The following is a 14,496-nucleotide window of genomic DNA, read 5'->3' as shown; positions in this document are numbered from 1 at the left end:
TTGATCAGGATTTCCGGAATCTTCAGGTGCGCCGGTGGGCGGCCCGGCGGTGCGGCCCCCTGCTGGTCAGGGTGTGGGTGTGGTCCAGTTCCGCAGAAGAGCGTCGAGGGAATCCAAGATCCAGGCCCAGGATTCCTGCGAGTCGACGGCGGTGTGGCTGAAGCCTCCGGCCATCTCCAGGCTGACGTAGCCGTGGAAGACGCTGCCCAGCATCCGGACGGCGTGCGTCTGGTCCGGCTCCGTCAGGTCGTAGCCGCGCAGGATTGCCCGCGTCATCTGTGCGTGCCGAACGCCGGCACTGGCGGCTGCCGTCTCGGGGTCGAGCCTGAGCCGGGCGGCGGTATAGCGACCGGGGTGCTCTCGGGCGTAGTCGCGGTAGGCATTCGCGAAGGCGGCCAGGGCATCCTTGCCCGCACGTCCGGCCAGGGCGGCGGCGACCCGGTCGGCGAGTTCCTCCAGCGCGAACAGGGCGATCCTGATCTTGAGGTCCTGGGAGTTCTTCAGGTGCGAGTACAGACTCGCGACCTTGACGTCGAATCGCCGGGCGAGCGCCGAAACGGTCACCTCGTCAAAGCCGACCTCGTCGGCCAGTTCCGCTCCCGCCCGGGTCAGACGCTCCGGGGATAGCCCTGCTCGAACCATAACCTTCCTCCTGATTGGCAACAACCATTATGAATTTGCCTAACAGCTTTAGGCAAATTAGCCTGCCGTTCATGAGGCCACTGACTGAGCAAGAGATCCGTACCGCGTTCGTGAACTGCACCAAGGGTGAGTCGAAGCGTCTGTCCGTCCCCCGCGACCTGGCCGAGAGGCCCTGGGACGACCTGGACTTCCTCGGCTGGCGGGACCCCCAGGCCCCCCACCGGGCCTACCTCGCCACCGAGCTGGACGGCCGCCCGGTAGCGCTCGCCCTGCGCTGCCCGAGCCCCGCCTCCTGGCAGACGCGGCTCAGCATGTGCTCGATATGCGTGACCACCCACTCCGGAGGCGTCTCGCTCATGGTCGCCGCGAAGGCCGGCAAGGCCGGACAGCAGGGCAACTCCGTGGGCGCCTACATCTGCAGCGACCTCGCCTGCCCGCTGTATGTGAGGGGCAAGAAGGAGGCGGGCGTCGGTGCACGGCCGCACGAGTCGCTCACCTTGGAGGAGAAGATCCAGCGGACCGTAGCGAACCTCGCCGCGTTCATCGCCAAGGTCACCTCATGAAGCAGGAGGCTCCGTCGCGCGCCCGAACCGCGCACCCCATTCTCGCAGGTGATCCACCAGCTCGGGCGGGGCGAGAACTGTGAACTCCGCGCCGATCGAGCCCAGTGCCATCGCCGGCCAGTCGAGTGTGTCGGTCGTCATCCGGAGCAGGCAGTGCTCGTCGTCGATCGGCTCGGCGGTGGCCCATCCGCCGATCCGTGCCTCCACAACGGCGGCTGGTGCGTGAATCCGCGCCTCCACCGTGTGGGTCGAGGGCTGCGTCTCGATCCCCGCGTGGACGAACGCCGCCGCGTCGGGGGTGGGCAGCTCGCGGGTGTGGAACCGGGTGCCGGTGCTCCGGGGCGCGGTGAGCCGGTCGAGACGGAAGCTGCGCCAGTCGTGTCGGCCCAGGTCGTAGGCCATCAGGTACCAGCGGCGCTGCACCGGCACGAGCCGGTGCGGCTCCACGTGCCGCTGCGAGGGGTCACCGCCGCGGGTGGTGTAGCCGAACTCGATCCGCTCGGTGTCACGGCAGGCCTGCGCCACCGCGATGAGCGCCGCTGGGTCCATGGCAGGTGTGGCCGAGGCGCCCCAGCTCACGGGCTCGGTGACAGCGCGCAGCGCGTCCACCCGGCGGCGCAGCCGGGGTGGCATCACCTGCACCACCTTGGTCAACGCGCGCACAGCGGCCTCCTCTATGCCCGCCACCGCGCCCTGCGCCGCCGCCTGCATCCCGACAGCGATCGCGACGGCCTCGTCGTCGTCCATGACCAGCGGGGGCAGCACCGCACCGGCGGCCAGCCGGTAGCCGCCGTCGACACCGCGGCTGGCCTGCACCGGGTAGCCCAGCTCGCGGAGCCGGTCGATGTCGCGGCGCAGCGTGCGCACCGAGATCTCCAGCCGGTCGGCCAGCTCCTCACCGGGCCAGTGGCGGTGGGTCTGCAGCAGCGACAACAGGCGCAGCGTCCGGGAGCTCGTGTTGGCCATATTCCCCAGTCTCGCGCAATTCAGGTCAGGAAGTGACCGCTGGAGTTCGTAGAGTTCTTCTCATGATGACGAACGAGCGGGATGACCTGCTGGAGAGCCTGGCCGTGCACCGGGGGTTCCTCCTGCGCACGGTGCAAGGGCTGACTGACGACCAGGCGCGACAGCGCACCACTGTCAGCGAGCTGACCCTGGGCGGGCTGATCAAGCACGTCGCGAGGACCGAGAAGGGCTGGGTCGACTTCATCCTCGACGGACCGGCCACGATGGAGCTGACCGAGGACAGCTACGCCGAGCACGCCGACGGCTTCGTCCTGCGTGAGGATGAGACGCTGGCCGACATCGTGGCCGAGTACGAGCGGATCGGGCAGCGCACCGACGAGCTCGTGCGCACCGTGCCCGACCTCGGCGCAGCCCAGCCGCTGCCGAAGGCGCCCTGGTTCCCGCCGGGCGCGGTTCGGTCCGCGCGGCGGGTCTTCATCCACATCGTGGCCGAGACCGCGCAGCACGCCGGCCACGCCGACATCCTCCGCGAGGCCATTGACGGCCAGAAGACGATGGGCTGAGGACGTGGGCGAGAGGCGCGACATCCTGGAGCAGCCGGCCCACCACCACTCGATACGAAGGGACTTGGTCGGCACGTAGAGGATTGGCCGACTCGTCGACGCAGGGCACCGTACCAGCCGGCCGCGGAACACGATCCGAAACGAGAACCGGCCCCAGGCTGCTCCTGGGTCAAAGAAGTCAGCGGGTCGACCGGGGCCACGCTCGACGGGGCGATCCGCACACCGTCAGCGGTGAGTGCGGGCGCCTGGAGGTAGCGCACGCTGGTGGCGGCCCAGTACACGGCGTCCTCGGCCCGGTCCCCCGACGAGGACCGCCCTCGTTCATGGCCACTTGAACGCTCTGGGTGGGTAACCACCACTGCAGTCACCGGAGTTGACATGTGCCCATCTGCCCATACGCTGACGGAATCAACTTCTCTGTTCGAGCGTCACCTTCCCGTCGGTGCTGACTCGCACCGTCCCGGGCGACGGTTCAGGGACTGTCCAGGGGGGAAATCATCATGGCTGCTACCTCATCCTCGTTTCGTGGCCGACACCGGCGGCACCTGCGCACGGCCGCGCTGGCTGCCGTCGTTGTCGGCGGCGCCGTGCTGGTCGGCGACCCGGCATCAGCGGCCAGCAGCGGTGTACTCAGGCCATACGTCAACTGCGTGACCACTGACGCGCAGAGCGGAATCGTCACGGCGTACTTTGGCTACGAGAACACCCTTGGCAAGCAACTCGAGTTCGGAGTTGGTCAGGACAACCAGATTTATCCTGCCAGTCCGTTCCAGGGCCAGCCGACGTTCTTCAACGAGGGCAACTACCCGCAGGGCTTCTCGGTGGCCTTCGACCCGAAGATCATCCCGTCCGTCGACTGGATCCTGGACGGCCAGGATGCCACCGCCTCCGTCGACGCCCCGGCCTGCGCCAACGGGGTCACCTCACCGGCGTCAGGAGTCACCGCGGGCGGCGCCACTCTCACCGGCGTTGTCGTGCCGTCAGGCACCGACACCACCTACTCCTTCGCATACGGGACCACCACCGCGCTGGGTTCGAGCACCACGGCGCGGGACTTCGGCACCGGCACCCAACCACAACTGGTCCAGGCGACCCTGACCGGTCTGACTCCGAGCACCCAGTACTACTTCCGCATCGTCACCAGCAGCAGCGAAGAGACCACTCAAGGTCAGACCCTCACCTTCACCACGCCCGCCGCGGCCCCGCTGGCATTCACCAGAACGCAGCTCGGCACCGGCACCGTCGGCACCCCGTACACGGCGCAACTGGCCGGTACCGGCGGTATCACGCCTTACACCTGGTCCATCGTCCAGGGCGCGCTGCCCGCCGGGCTCACCCTGAACGCGGCAACCGGCGCGATCTCCGGGACTCCGACGGCCAGGGGTGCCGCTCACTTCACGGTCGAGCTCAGCGACGGGTCCCTGCCCAAGGCCAAGAGCGAGACCAGGAAGCTCCACATCACGATCAATCCAGCGAAGTCTCCGAAGTGAGCCTTCCGTGCAACGGGCTGTGAAGATGGGCAGCGGAACGGCGGAACCTGCTGCCCTGCCCATGGCCTGAGTACCCGTCAGGTTGGCGCGAAGCCCCTGGTAGCAGTGAGTGTTGCCTAGAAATCACCGCTGCCAAGGGGCTTCGCGCGTCTGGTTTCCCAGACTCGATCCGATCCTGATCCGCCTTGAGCACGACCCCGGCCCGGCGGCTACGCGTAGTGGCGCCCCGGGGTGGTGACGACGAAGAGGGTGAAGTCTTCGCGGGCCTTCGCATCGATGGCCAGGGGCAGGCGGATGCGGCCGGAATCGACCATGCCTCTCATGGCGGATCGACTCAGGCCGAATCCGGCCGTGAGTAGCTTCTCGACCCGGATGGGCGCCGGGAGTTCGAATCTGACGACGACCTCGAGCGGCGGCGGATCCTCACCCTCGAGGTCGTAGAACGGCATGTCGGTTTTCAGCTCCCATGTGCCGCTCCAGTCCTGCCGGTATGCGGCCTTGCCGGCCAGCGCCCCGTCCATGGCCAGATGTCGCACCATGGCCGGAGAGTTGTTCTCGAACATCAACCGCCGCTCGCTCTCGAGTGACTGCACATGGATGCGCTCGTGGACGGGGATTTTCGACGTGCGGCCGCACAGCTCACAGCAGATCAGCATCCAGACGTCGAGGAGCTTCCCGTTCGCGTTCACGCGGAACTTTCCGGTCGGATGGTGTCGCGTGGACCTGCACGACACGCATGATTTGACGATGGCGGGTAGTCCGAGCTCTCTGACCACCCACAGCGCTTTCCGGTCGATGTCAGGTCCGCCACCGTCAGCGGGCATACGGGTACTGCGAATGTCGTTCATGGCTTCGGCGAATTCCAAGGTCTACGGAGGAGGCGCCAGGCAGCGCTTTGCGGCGCCGTGAACTGCCTCCCGGATCCAGTGGCGAACGGCCAGCGCCTGAAAGTGGAGCTCGCTGGCTGGCGCGACGTCGCACATCACGTCGCGTGAAGGAAGCCCGCACTGGTCACACGGTGCGGGCTTCGAGCGGCACGTCGGAGAGAGACGGGGAGTGACTCAACCCGTCTTCATTCCGTACGTGCGCTGCTACTTACAGATCCATGGTCGCCATGATGTTCAACGAGCGGGCCGTCAGGCAACAGATTTTCCAGGAGGCCACGGTCGCTCACTCAGACGCGGGGGTTGCCTGCGAGCGAAGCCCCTGGTAGCAGGTTTGACTAGGGATCAACAGCTGCCGAGAAGCGATTCTCGCCGCCGGCGCGGCCGGGACCACGCACCTGGCTGCATCCCGACCAGCTGACTGCGACCGTCACCGGACCCACCCCGCCCTCTGGTGGCATACCGCTGCTGAAGGCGACGCCCGTTGGCGCGGGTAGGCTCTCTGGCCGTGCCAGATCTCAATCGTGATGCCCAGCTCGCGGACGACCCCTACTACCGGCTTGCGGCGGATACCTTCGTCACACTGTTCTGGAGGCAGCACCTTCTGGAGGAGACACTTGACCGGTTGCGGAGCCATCACTACGCGGTGGTGGTCCTGGACGCGTCCCAGTGGACGACCGAGGAGGACTTCCACCAGGACATATCCGCGACGCTGGACTTCCCGAGCTACTACGGCCGGAACCTGGACGCGCTGAACGACTGCTTGCGGGACGTGGTGGCCGGCGACTACGGGACGCCCGAGGGTGCGGCTGGCATCGTCCTCGCCTTCACCCACTACGACCAGTTCACCCGAGCATGCCCTTCGGCGGCCCAGATCGTCCTGGATATCATCGCCATCCGCGCTCGCAGTGCCGCGATCCACGCCCGGCGGGTGCTCTGCCTCGTCCACAGCAACGACCCGCACATCACCTTCGAGCCCGTCGGTGCCACGGCGGTGATGTGGAACCAAGCCGAGTGGTTGAACTCGCGCCGCGGACCCCACTCTCCCGACAGCTGACCTTCGCACCGGCGCACAGGGCGGCGGCCGCCCACCGGGGGGAATGGCGAACGGTCAGAACACGGCCCCTTGACCAAGTGTCAGATTCAGGACGCCGCAACCGTGACCTCCTCCGTTGGGACCTGTGGGCAGCAGTCGCCGATCACCGAGGCGGGAAGTGGCGCCGCGAAGTGACGGCACAGGAGTGGCTCGACGAGTGGCTGCCGTTCCCCACACCGACCGGGCCCCGCTGACGAGGCCGGCGTGAAACCCGCGTGCGGCCGACGCGGAGTGGCTCCGATGATGTCCCTCATGACGGAGATCGAAGCAAACGCAGACAGCGGGTACGAACGGCGGCCCTCCGTGGTGGCGAGCCACAAGCCCGCGGGCTCCGAGAGGGTGTTACGTGAGTCTTGTTGGTCTGTGTCGAGGGGCCGCCCGGACTGGCTGATGCTCCGAAGTGCCTAGGTCAGTAAAGCCATTGATCTGCGACCACCTTGCTTCGTCCCAAGAGCGTCGGAGAGGTCCGGGTTTGTCAGCAACGTCGTCGGCTGGCCGTCGCGCCTCAACAGGCTGTGCACCGTGGTGCCGAATCGATCGGAGTGAACCTCAGCTGCGAGCCAGACGGCGACTACTTCATCGAGCGTGACGGGCGGGAGAACTTCCATACAGGGCCTCGGCGCTAGATCGTGTGACGCGTTGTCGGGACGGGTGCGGACCCGTGATCCGCCTCACTGTCAGGCCGGTTGGACGGACTGGTAGTACCGGATCTTTTCTCGCAGGTGCTGTTGCTGGGCTCGCAACAATGCGACTTGTTCTTCGACCGTTGTGTCGTGCTTCTCCAGCAGTGCGATGCGCTCTGCCAACGACTTTGGATCACCGCAGCGGGCCAGGTCGGCGTACCGGCGCATTTCCGCGATCGGCATGCCGGTGTCCCGCAGGCACCGCAGGATACCCAGCCACTGCAGGTCCTCCGCGGTGAAGCGGCGGTGCCCGCTGGGGGACCGGCCCACGTCGGTCAGAAGGCCGATGCGTTCGTAGTAGCGCAGTGTGTCCAGGCTGAAGCCGGACCGCTCAACGGTCTCGGCCGGGGTCAGGTAGTGCGTCGTGCGGGCGGCCATGGGCAGCATTGTGCCCCGGCTTGACCTGGAGCGCGCTCCAGTTGTGAGGATCGACGGGCAGTGAAACGAACTGGAAGATCGACAGAAGAGGTCACCTATGCACTACCGCACCATCGGCACCCGCCAGGTCTCCGCACTCTGCCTGGGCACCTTGCCCTTCGGCACGGTCGTCGACGAGGAGACCTCGTTCGCCCTGCTGGACCGATTCGTCGAGCGCGGCGGCACCTTCATCGACACCGCCAACTGCTACTGCTTTTGGCGCCAAGGCAGCGACGGCGGCGACAGCGAGCGCCTGTTGGGTCGCTGGCTGGCTACGCGGGGCAACCGGGACCAGGTAGTGCTGGCTACTAAGCTCGGTGCACTACCCGCCGGGGCCGGTGAGTGGCCCGCCAACCGGGAGGGGCTCTCCCGGGGCGTACTCCACAAGGGCGCGCGGCACAGCCTGGGGCGGCTCGGGACCGACCACGTCGACCTGCTGTACGGACACGTGGACGATCCGTCGACACCAGTACAGGAGACCGTCGCTGCCTTCGCCGAACTGGTCGCTGAGGGCCTGACCCAGCAGATCGGCATGAGTAACCAGGGAGTCGAGCGGTTTGCCCGCGCCCGCGAACTGGCCCGGGAGGTGGGCGTTCCTGGGTACGTCGCCCTGCAGCAGCGACACACCTACCTGCGGCACGCGCCCAGTGCGGACTTCGACTACCAGGTCTCCCTGGACGAACCGATGCTTGCGTACGCGGGTAGCCAGTCTGACCTGACGGTGTTGGCTTACAGTTCGCTGCTGAACGGCGCATACACGGACCCGCTCAAGCCCCTGCCCGCCGAGTACGACCACCCGGAAACCGCCCGGGCCCTGGCGGTCCTGCGTGAGGTGGCGAAGGAAACCGGAGCCACGCCCAACCAGGTCGTCTACGCCTGGATGCTGGGCGGGTCACCGGCTGTCATCCCGCTGGTCGGTGTCAGTCGCACCTCGCAACTGGACGAGGCGCTGGACGCGGTGGAGCTGGAGCTGACCGTGGACCAACGCGAGCGGCTGGACGTGGCCCGCTCGGACCCCGCCTGACTCCTGCTACAGCTCTGCCCCGCCGTCAACCACCGCTAGGAGCAGGTGCCGCTTCCGCTGTAGCAGGGCGTTTAGTAGACGCTGGGGGTCGGCGAGGGCTTGGGATGCCTTCGGTCGTAACCATGCTGGGCCAGACCCGTGAGGACCACCAGCACCATGGCAGCGACAACCTGTGCGACCGCGACGACCCCAGCGCGGGCCACCGCTGCTGAGGCCGCGAGGATCAGAGCGCGACAACAGGTCGCGCGTCCAGGCGATGCCGACCAGCGTGAACCTATCGGTGTTTCGGAGCCGGCCCCTGCGCCCCATAGAACTGGTGGGGGTTTGCTCGGGCGGATCGGGGTCAGGCGCTCGTGCAGACGATTCGCTGATTCGCGGGAGGCGAAGATGGACACCGACAGACCGGGCGCACCGCCGCGAATCGGAAGTAGCACCAGCGAGGACGTGCCGAAACGAGACGAGCAGCGCAGGTCCGCGCAGCCCGCCGTGTCCGAACGGAACCAGGCCACGCTGCCCGACCGGCCCGCGCTGCCGGAACCCCCCGTCCCGGGGGAGGACTAGATGGACGTGTGGCTGGACGTCTGGTCGCAGGCCGCTTGCCGGGGAGAGGATCCCGAGATCTTCTTCCCGGAAGTGGAGCGGGGTCCCGGCGCTCGCGAATTGGCCAGGGCCAAGGCGGTGTGCGGAGGCTGCCCTGTGGCCCTGCCGTGTTTGGAATGGGCGCTGAGCACCGGGCAGCGTACGGGTGTGTGGGGCGGAACCTCCGAGTCGGAGCGCCGCACGCTCCACCGCCGACTGGAACGTCGGGGCGTCAGCCTCGACATATCCGACCGGATTGGCACGCGCGCGGAGCGAACGGACCTCCACAGCGCGGCGGGAGGCAAAGCTCCCGAGTCGGAGCAATCTGCCGCGCACAACAGGACGGCGGTGTCCACCGGGCCGAAGCGCTCGGTGATCTCCTCGACCAGGGCCAGTGAGGCGTTGTCGCCGCTGACGTAGAGGGTGGGCAGGTCGGTCGCGGTCAGGACGAAGCCGACGATCTCGCCGGAGATCGGTTCGCAGCCTTCGGGTCCGTGCTGGGCGGGCGTGGCGGTCACGGTCAGAGTGCCGCCGTCGGGGCGCGTCACCGTCGCATCGGCGGAGAGGGCGTGGCTGGAGAGGGCGTGGCTCACGCCGCAGGTCTTCACCTCCGGCCTGAACCGCGCCGTGGAGACCGCGACGATCGCCCTTCATCGGCACGGCAACGCTCGTCCACCAGGACCCCGCCTGCGCGAATGCAACTACACGGTGTGGCACCCTCCCCGGACTCGGCACGCGTCGGCTAGGCGCAGGAGGAGCAGAGCCCGCGGTAGGTGACCTCGACTTCGGAGACCGTGAAGCCGAACCGTTCCTCCGCCGGGAGGTCGGCCAGCGGATTGCCGGTCGGGTGGACGTCGCGGATGGTGCCGCAGTTGGAGCACACCAGGTGCTGGTGCGGGTGGTGGGCGTTGGGGTCGTAGCGCTTGGCGCGGCCGTCGGTGGAGACCTCTATGACCTCACCGAGGGAGACCAGCTCGCGGAGGGTGTTGTAGGCGGTCGCCCGGGAGATCTCGGGCAGCCGCTGTGCCGCGCGGGCGTGCACCTCGTCGGCCGTGAGATGCACGTGGTCGCCGTCGAGGACCTCCGCAACGACACGCCGCTGGGAGGTCAGCCGCCAGCCACGCCCTCGCAGTCGCTCCAGCAGGTCACTCATATCGGTTCACCTATTCAGGTTCGGCGGGACATTCGAAGCTTACCGGCGGACGTCCGGGTTCCGATCAGATATGGGTTTGAGGCGCTTCTTGACTTAGACTCTGTCCATTGTAGGATCGGTTTAGGCGATAGCCAAGGGACAGGAAGACTCCAGTACGGCAGGAGACGAAGACGTGACGGGACCACCGCCGAGGAGCCTCTCGGTGCCGGCCTACCGATGACGGCCACCCGCGTCGCGCTGCTCGAGACCGTCCGGGATGGTGACCACCTCGGCGTTCGCGGCGCGGTCGTACGCAGTATCGAACCGACCGGCAGTCCGGCCCGGTTCGAGAGACGCGTCAGGGACCACCACGTCGTGTGCCGGTCGTGCGGTGTCGTCGCGGACGTCGACCGCGTGGTCGGCGAGGGCCCCTGCCTGACCGCGTTCGACGACCACAGCTTCCCGATCGACGAGGCCGAGGTCATCTCCTGGGGCCTGTGCCCCGACTGTTCCACCGCCCGCAGTTCCTGAGCACCGTGATCCGCCTGGTCCGGAAGGATTCCCATGTCTGAGAACCATGATGCAATCGTCGTAGACGCGAAGACGGAGGGCGGAGGTGGCTGCCCCGTCGCGCATGGGCGCGCCCCGCACCCGACTCAGGGCGGCGGAAACCGCCAGTGGTGGCCGGATCGGCTCAACCTGAAGATCCTCGCCAAGAACCCCGTCGTGGCCAACCCCCTCGGTGAGGAGTTCGACTACGCCGAGGCGTTCAAGACCCTCGATCTCCCGGCAGTGAAGCGGGACATCGCGGAGGTGCTGACGACCTCGCAGGACTGGTGGCCGGCCGACTTCGGCAGCTACGGCCCGTTCATGATCCGGATGGCGTGGCACAGCGCGGGCACCTACCGGATCAGCGACGGCCGCGGCGGCGCCGGGGCCGGCCAGCAGCGCTTCGCACCCCTCAACAGCTGGCCGGACAACGTGAACCTCGACAAGGCCCGCCGCCTGCTGTGGCCGGTCAAGAAGAAGTACGGCCAGAGCCTTTCCTGGGCCGACCTCATGATCCTCGCCGGCAACGTCGCACTGGAGTCGATGGGCTTCGAGACCTTCGGCTTCGGCGGCGGTCGTGCGGACGTCTGGGAGCCCGACGAGGACGTGTACTGGGGTCCCGAGACCACCTGGCTCGGCGACGAGCGCTACACCGGTGACCGTGAGCTGGAGAACCCCCTCGGCGCGGTCCAGATGGGCCTCATCTACGTCAACCCGGAGGGCCCGAACGGCAATCCGGACCCGCTCGCAGCGGCCCGCGACATCCGTGAGACGTTCCGCCGGATGGCGATGAACGACGAGGAGACGGTCGCCCTGATCGCGGGCGGCCACACCTTCGGCAAGACTCACGGCGCGGGCCCGGGGGAGAGCGTCGGCCCCGACCCCGAGGCCGCCCCGCTCGAGGAGCAGGGGCTCGGCTGGAGGAACTCCTTCGGCACCGGTAAGGGTGGCGACGCGATCACCAGCGGCCTCGAGGGTATCTGGACGAACACCCCGGTGACCTGGGACAACACCTTCTTCGAGATCCTGTTCGGCTATGAGTGGGAGCTGTACCAGAGCCCCGCCGGCGCGAACCAGTGGAGGCCGAAGGACGGCGCCGGGGCGGGTACCGTCCCCGACGCCCACGACGCGTCGAAGAGCCACGCCCCGACGATGCTGACGACCGATCTCTCCCTTCGGATCGACCCGGCCTACGAGCTGATCTCGCGGCGCTTCTTCGAGAACCCGGCCGAGTTCGCGGACGCCTTCGCCCGGGCGTGGTTCAAGCTGACCCACCGCGACATGGGCCCGATCGTGCGCTACCTCGGCCCGGAGGTCCCGGCCGAGACGCTGCTGTGGCAGGACCCCCTCCCCGCGGTGACGCATGAGCTCATCGGCGCCGAGGACATCGCCTCCCTCAAGGGCCAGATCCTCGCCTCGGGCCTGTCGGTGTCCCAGCTCGTGTCCACCGCGTGGGCGTCGGCCGCGTCCTTCCGCGGCAGCGACAAGCGCGGCGGTGCCAACGGTGCGCGCATCCGACTCCAGCCGCAGAGCGGTTGGGAGGCCAACGACCCCGACCAACTGGCGACGGTGCTGCGCAGCCTGGAGGGGATCCAGGAGGCTTTCAACGCCGCCCAGACCGGTGGCAAGCGGGTCTCGCTCGCCGACCTGATCGTGCTCGCTGGTGGTGCGGCCGTCGAGCAGGCCGCCAAGGACGCGGGCTTCCAGGTCGAGGTCCCCTTCACGCCGGGCCGCGCGGACGCGTCGCAGGAGCAGACCGACGTGGAGTCGTTCTCCGCGCTCGAGCCGACCGCCGACGGGTTCCGCAACTACCTCGGGAAGGGCAGCCGGCTGCCGGCCGAGTACGTGCTGATCGACCGGGCGAACCTGCTGACCCTGAGCGCCCCCGAGACGACGGCCCTCGTCGGTGGCCTCCGCGTCCTGGGCGCGAACTACCAGCAGTCGCAGCTCGGTGTCTTCACCACGACCCCCGGGTCGCTGACCAACGACTTCTTCGTCAACCTGCTCGACCTGGGCACGACGTGGAAGGCGACGTCCGAGGACGCGAACACGTTCGAGGGTCGCGACGCGGCCACGGGTGAGGTCAAGTGGACCGGCAGCCGTGCCGACCTCGTCTTCGGGTCGAACTCCGAGCTCCGCGCGCTCGCGGAGGTCTACGCGAGCGATGACGCGAAGGAGAAGTTCGTGAACGACTTCGTCGCGGCGTGGAACAAGGTGATGAACCTCGACCGGTTCGACCTCGTCTGATCATGGCGTCCAGGTCGGCCGGCGCCGGCCGGCCTGGACGTCTTCAGTCCGAAGGATCTCGACGACGCCCCACGCGCGACGTGGACACGTCGCGCGGCCGAACATCTGCCGCTGCGGCACCTTGGTGCGGGTTGACGCGGCCTTCGACCGGGCCGGGTTCCGCGGTCGAGCCCCGGGCCGGTGGGCGGCTATGGCCGCACTCCTGGCCACCGCGCGCTGACCTCGCGCTCGGGCATCGGTATCTCGCGCCCGTCCAGCAGCAGCGTGCACGCCGGAGCGTGGGTGCGGTGCCGCAGGTGGTCGACCCGAACCGCGAAGCGCTGCGGCGGGTCCTCGGGCAACTCGCCTCCCATGGTGACCATGTCGGACGCGCGCTCGCGCCGGTAGCCGACCTCCTTGCCGTCGATCAGCAGCTCGACCTCGCGCCCGTGCCCCCTGCGGACGTCCACCGTGATCGAGTGCCCGGCATGGTCGAGGTGGAAATGGCGCAGACGGCTCATGGCGGCCTCCGAAGAGTGACACCCCCACGTCTCAGTCTAGGCTGACCCGCTTGGCGTGGCAGGCGCGGCCGATGGTGACGGCGGGGCGCTCTCGAGGGTGGTGGCCGCTCGCGGTATCCAGCACGCCAGAGGTCATGGACTGGCTGCTCGGCACTCAGGGCGCGAGGTGCGCGGAATGCGATATCTGGTGCCGGTGTTGTCGTGTCGATGAGCGATTCGTCCAGTGACGCCGTCTTCTCCCCGAACGAGCGTGAGTCCGCCTACGAGCGGCTTGCTGCCGAACGTACTGGCACGATCGCGCAGATCGCGGGGTTGAGCCGTGATTTCGCTGAGATCGTCGAGGCGAATGCCCTGGTGGCGATTGACGACGAGCACGACCCGGAGGGGTCCAGCACCGCCTTCGAGCGGGCCCACGTCGCCTCTTTGCTGGTCCAGGCACAGGACCATCTGGCCGATCTGGATCGAGCGCTGGAACGACTGGAACGAGGCGACTACGGGCGGTGCGAGAGCTGCGGCGAGCCGATCCCTGCAGAGCGTCTGGAGGTGCGCCCGGCGGCGAGCACCTGCGTGCGCTGTGCTGCGGGCCGCCCTCGCTGACCTGGCAAGCCTTGCCGGCTCGTCGTTCGGCGGGCGCCGCTGCAGCAGCGCCGGGCAGTCCGGGTTCAGGCGAGGGAACGTCGCCGGGCCGTACTGCCGTTGGCACAGCATGAGCATCTTGCAGGAACTGTTCTCGCCGGGCCGGCGGCACACGGAAGACGAGCGGAACAGGCTTGAGTGGACCCGTGACGAGGAGGGAGTGGGCGACCCCCATCACGGGCCGATCGACCTCGAAAGCGGACGCGTCGTGATACGTGACCTCAGCGAGCAGCAGGAGCGGCCGGCCGAGCCCTAGAGATCGTCCCCGTCCAATGCCGCGACCTCCCTGTCCAGTCCGAGGACGAGCCCGTCCGGGCTGCCCTGGCCGACGCTCAGCGCCCCGTCGACCTTCTGGCTGCACCGTTTCGGGGCAGCAGCGAGGCCAGCCGGTGCGCTCTCCGCGGCGCTCGGGCAGCCACCCGCAAGTGACTGCTGGCCTGGCAGCAGCGTGAGAGGGGCGTGACGGACTTCCCGCGCCCGGTCGCGGTGTTCGCGGCGGCTCGGATGCAGATGCCGGCGCTGCCT

At 68.2% G+C, this 14,496-nt stretch carries 19 protein-coding genes and 1 pseudogene; 12 read left to right on the top strand and 8 right to left on the bottom strand.

From position 1 onward, the window contains the following. Window positions 1-66 precede the first annotated feature (66 nt). A complete protein-coding gene (locus tag ABIA33_RS14850) occupies window positions 67-642 on the bottom strand; it encodes a TetR/AcrR family transcriptional regulator (RefSeq protein ID WP_370081440.1) in 576 nt (191 codons plus the stop codon). A gap of 71 nt (window positions 643-713) precedes the next feature. On the opposite strand from ABIA33_RS14850, the gene ABIA33_RS14845 reads away from it, so the two are divergent. Further along, on the top strand, window positions 714-1,205 hold the full coding sequence (locus ABIA33_RS14845) for an FBP domain-containing protein (protein ID WP_370081438.1): 492 nt from the start codon (window positions 714-716) through the stop codon (window positions 1,203-1,205). On the opposite strand, the gene ABIA33_RS14840 is transcribed toward ABIA33_RS14845, so the two are convergent. Beyond that, a complete protein-coding gene (locus ABIA33_RS14840) occupies window positions 1,200-2,171 on the bottom strand; it encodes a helix-turn-helix transcriptional regulator (protein ID WP_370081436.1) in 972 nt (323 codons plus the stop codon). The two genes, ABIA33_RS14845 and ABIA33_RS14840, sit on opposite strands and share 6 nt — an antisense overlap. Window positions 2,172-2,233: 62 nt before the next feature. On the opposite strand from ABIA33_RS14840, the gene ABIA33_RS14835 reads away from it, so the two are divergent. Both ABIA33_RS14835 and ABIA33_RS14830 read left to right on the top strand, forming a co-directional pair. Beyond that, a complete protein-coding gene (locus ABIA33_RS14835) occupies window positions 2,234-2,734 on the top strand; it encodes a DinB family protein (protein WP_370081434.1) in 501 nt (166 codons plus the stop codon). A 500-nt stretch (window positions 2,735-3,234) separates the two neighbouring features. Then, complete coding sequence (locus ABIA33_RS14830) at window positions 3,235-4,224, top strand: putative Ig domain-containing protein (protein ID WP_370081432.1); 990 nt, start codon at window positions 3,235-3,237, stop codon at window positions 4,222-4,224. A 209-nt stretch (window positions 4,225-4,433) separates the two neighbouring features. Here the strand turns inward: ABIA33_RS14830 and ABIA33_RS14825 are convergent, their stop codons facing one another. Next, on the bottom strand, window positions 4,434-5,090 hold the full coding sequence (locus ABIA33_RS14825) for a DUF1062 domain-containing protein (protein WP_370081430.1): 657 nt from the start codon (window positions 5,088-5,090) through the stop codon (window positions 4,434-4,436). A gap of 526 nt (window positions 5,091-5,616) precedes the next feature. On the opposite strand from ABIA33_RS14825, the gene ABIA33_RS14820 reads away from it, so the two are divergent. Next, window positions 5,617-6,165 carry a barstar family protein gene (locus ABIA33_RS14820; RefSeq protein ID WP_370081428.1) on the top strand — a complete coding sequence of 183 codons (549 nt, stop codon included), beginning with the start codon at window positions 5,617-5,619 and terminating at the stop codon, window positions 6,163-6,165. A 716-nt stretch (window positions 6,166-6,881) separates the two neighbouring features. Here the strand turns inward: ABIA33_RS14820 and ABIA33_RS14815 are convergent. After that, window positions 6,882-7,265 (bottom strand): MerR family transcriptional regulator, encoded by a 384-nt coding sequence (locus ABIA33_RS14815; RefSeq protein ID WP_370081426.1) that lies wholly within the window; start codon window positions 7,263-7,265, stop codon window positions 6,882-6,884. A 97-nt stretch (window positions 7,266-7,362) separates the two neighbouring features. On the opposite strand from ABIA33_RS14815, the gene ABIA33_RS14810 reads away from it, so the two are divergent. Further along, window positions 7,363-8,328: an aldo/keto reductase gene (locus ABIA33_RS14810; protein WP_370081424.1), complete on the top strand. Its 966-nt coding sequence runs from the start codon at window positions 7,363-7,365 to the stop codon at window positions 8,326-8,328. Between the two features lie 71 nt (window positions 8,329-8,399). Here the strand turns inward: ABIA33_RS14810 and ABIA33_RS14805 are convergent, their stop codons facing one another. After that, window positions 8,400-8,531 (bottom strand): DUF6234 family protein, encoded by a 132-nt coding sequence (locus ABIA33_RS14805; RefSeq protein WP_370081422.1) that lies wholly within the window; start codon window positions 8,529-8,531, stop codon window positions 8,400-8,402. A 184-nt stretch (window positions 8,532-8,715) separates the two neighbouring features. On the opposite strand from ABIA33_RS14805, the gene ABIA33_RS14800 reads away from it, so the two are divergent. After that, entirely contained in the window at window positions 8,716-8,889 is a 174-nt protein-coding gene (locus tag ABIA33_RS14800) for a hypothetical protein (RefSeq protein WP_370081420.1), read from the top strand. Continuing rightward, window positions 8,890-9,327, top strand: coding sequence for a WhiB family transcriptional regulator (locus ABIA33_RS14795; RefSeq protein ID WP_370081418.1), 438 nt, complete (start codon window positions 8,890-8,892; stop codon window positions 9,325-9,327). Here ABIA33_RS14795 and ABIA33_RS14790 read toward each other — a convergent pair. Then, a pseudogene (locus ABIA33_RS14790) lies at window positions 9,234-9,485 on the bottom strand (MBL fold metallo-hydrolase); the annotation flags it as partial. The gene ABIA33_RS14795 and the pseudogene ABIA33_RS14790 sit on opposite strands and share 94 nt — an antisense overlap. Here ABIA33_RS14790 and ABIA33_RS14785 point away from each other — a divergent pair. Continuing rightward, window positions 9,415-9,684 (top strand): histidine phosphatase family protein, encoded by a 270-nt coding sequence (locus ABIA33_RS14785; RefSeq protein WP_370081416.1) that lies wholly within the window; start codon window positions 9,415-9,417, stop codon window positions 9,682-9,684. The pseudogene ABIA33_RS14790 and the gene ABIA33_RS14785 overlap by 71 nt on opposite strands. Here the strand turns inward: ABIA33_RS14785 and ABIA33_RS14780 are convergent. Further along, window positions 9,650-10,060: a Fur family transcriptional regulator gene (locus tag ABIA33_RS14780; RefSeq protein ID WP_370081414.1), complete on the bottom strand. Its 411-nt coding sequence runs from the start codon at window positions 10,058-10,060 to the stop codon at window positions 9,650-9,652. The genes ABIA33_RS14785 and ABIA33_RS14780 overlap by 35 nt on opposite strands. 216 nt (window positions 10,061-10,276) lie before the next feature. On the opposite strand from ABIA33_RS14780, the gene ABIA33_RS14775 reads away from it, so the two are divergent. Both ABIA33_RS14775 and katG read left to right on the top strand, forming a co-directional pair. Next, window positions 10,277-10,570, top strand: coding sequence for a transcriptional repressor (locus ABIA33_RS14775; protein ID WP_370081412.1), 294 nt, complete (start codon window positions 10,277-10,279; stop codon window positions 10,568-10,570). Window positions 10,571-10,603: 33 nt separating this feature from the next. Next, window positions 10,604-12,835, top strand: coding sequence for a catalase/peroxidase HPI (gene katG / locus ABIA33_RS14770; protein ID WP_370081410.1), 2,232 nt, complete (start codon window positions 10,604-10,606; stop codon window positions 12,833-12,835). Window positions 12,836-13,023: 188 nt separating this feature from the next. Here katG and ABIA33_RS14765 read toward each other — a convergent pair whose 3' ends face one another. Further along, on the bottom strand, window positions 13,024-13,335 hold the full coding sequence (locus ABIA33_RS14765; protein ID WP_370081408.1) for a hypothetical protein: 312 nt from the start codon (window positions 13,333-13,335) through the stop codon (window positions 13,024-13,026). Between the two features lie 207 nt (window positions 13,336-13,542). On the opposite strand from ABIA33_RS14765, the gene ABIA33_RS14760 reads away from it, so the two are divergent. Both ABIA33_RS14760 and ABIA33_RS14755 read left to right on the top strand, forming a co-directional pair. After that, entirely contained in the window at window positions 13,543-13,932 is a 390-nt protein-coding gene (locus tag ABIA33_RS14760; protein ID WP_370081406.1) for a TraR/DksA family transcriptional regulator, read from the top strand. A gap of 109 nt (window positions 13,933-14,041) precedes the next feature. Continuing rightward, window positions 14,042-14,227, top strand: a complete 186-nt coding sequence (locus ABIA33_RS14755) for a DUF6191 domain-containing protein (protein ID WP_370081404.1) — start codon at window positions 14,042-14,044, stop codon at window positions 14,225-14,227. The last annotated feature ends 269 nt before the right edge of the window (window positions 14,228-14,496 follow it).

Origin of the sequence: Streptacidiphilus sp. MAP12-16 (assembly GCF_041262165.1) — a bacterium.
Classification (GTDB): Bacteria; Actinomycetota; Actinomycetes; order Streptomycetales; family Streptomycetaceae; genus Streptacidiphilus.
This window is presented reverse-complemented; position numbering and strand designations above follow the sequence as displayed.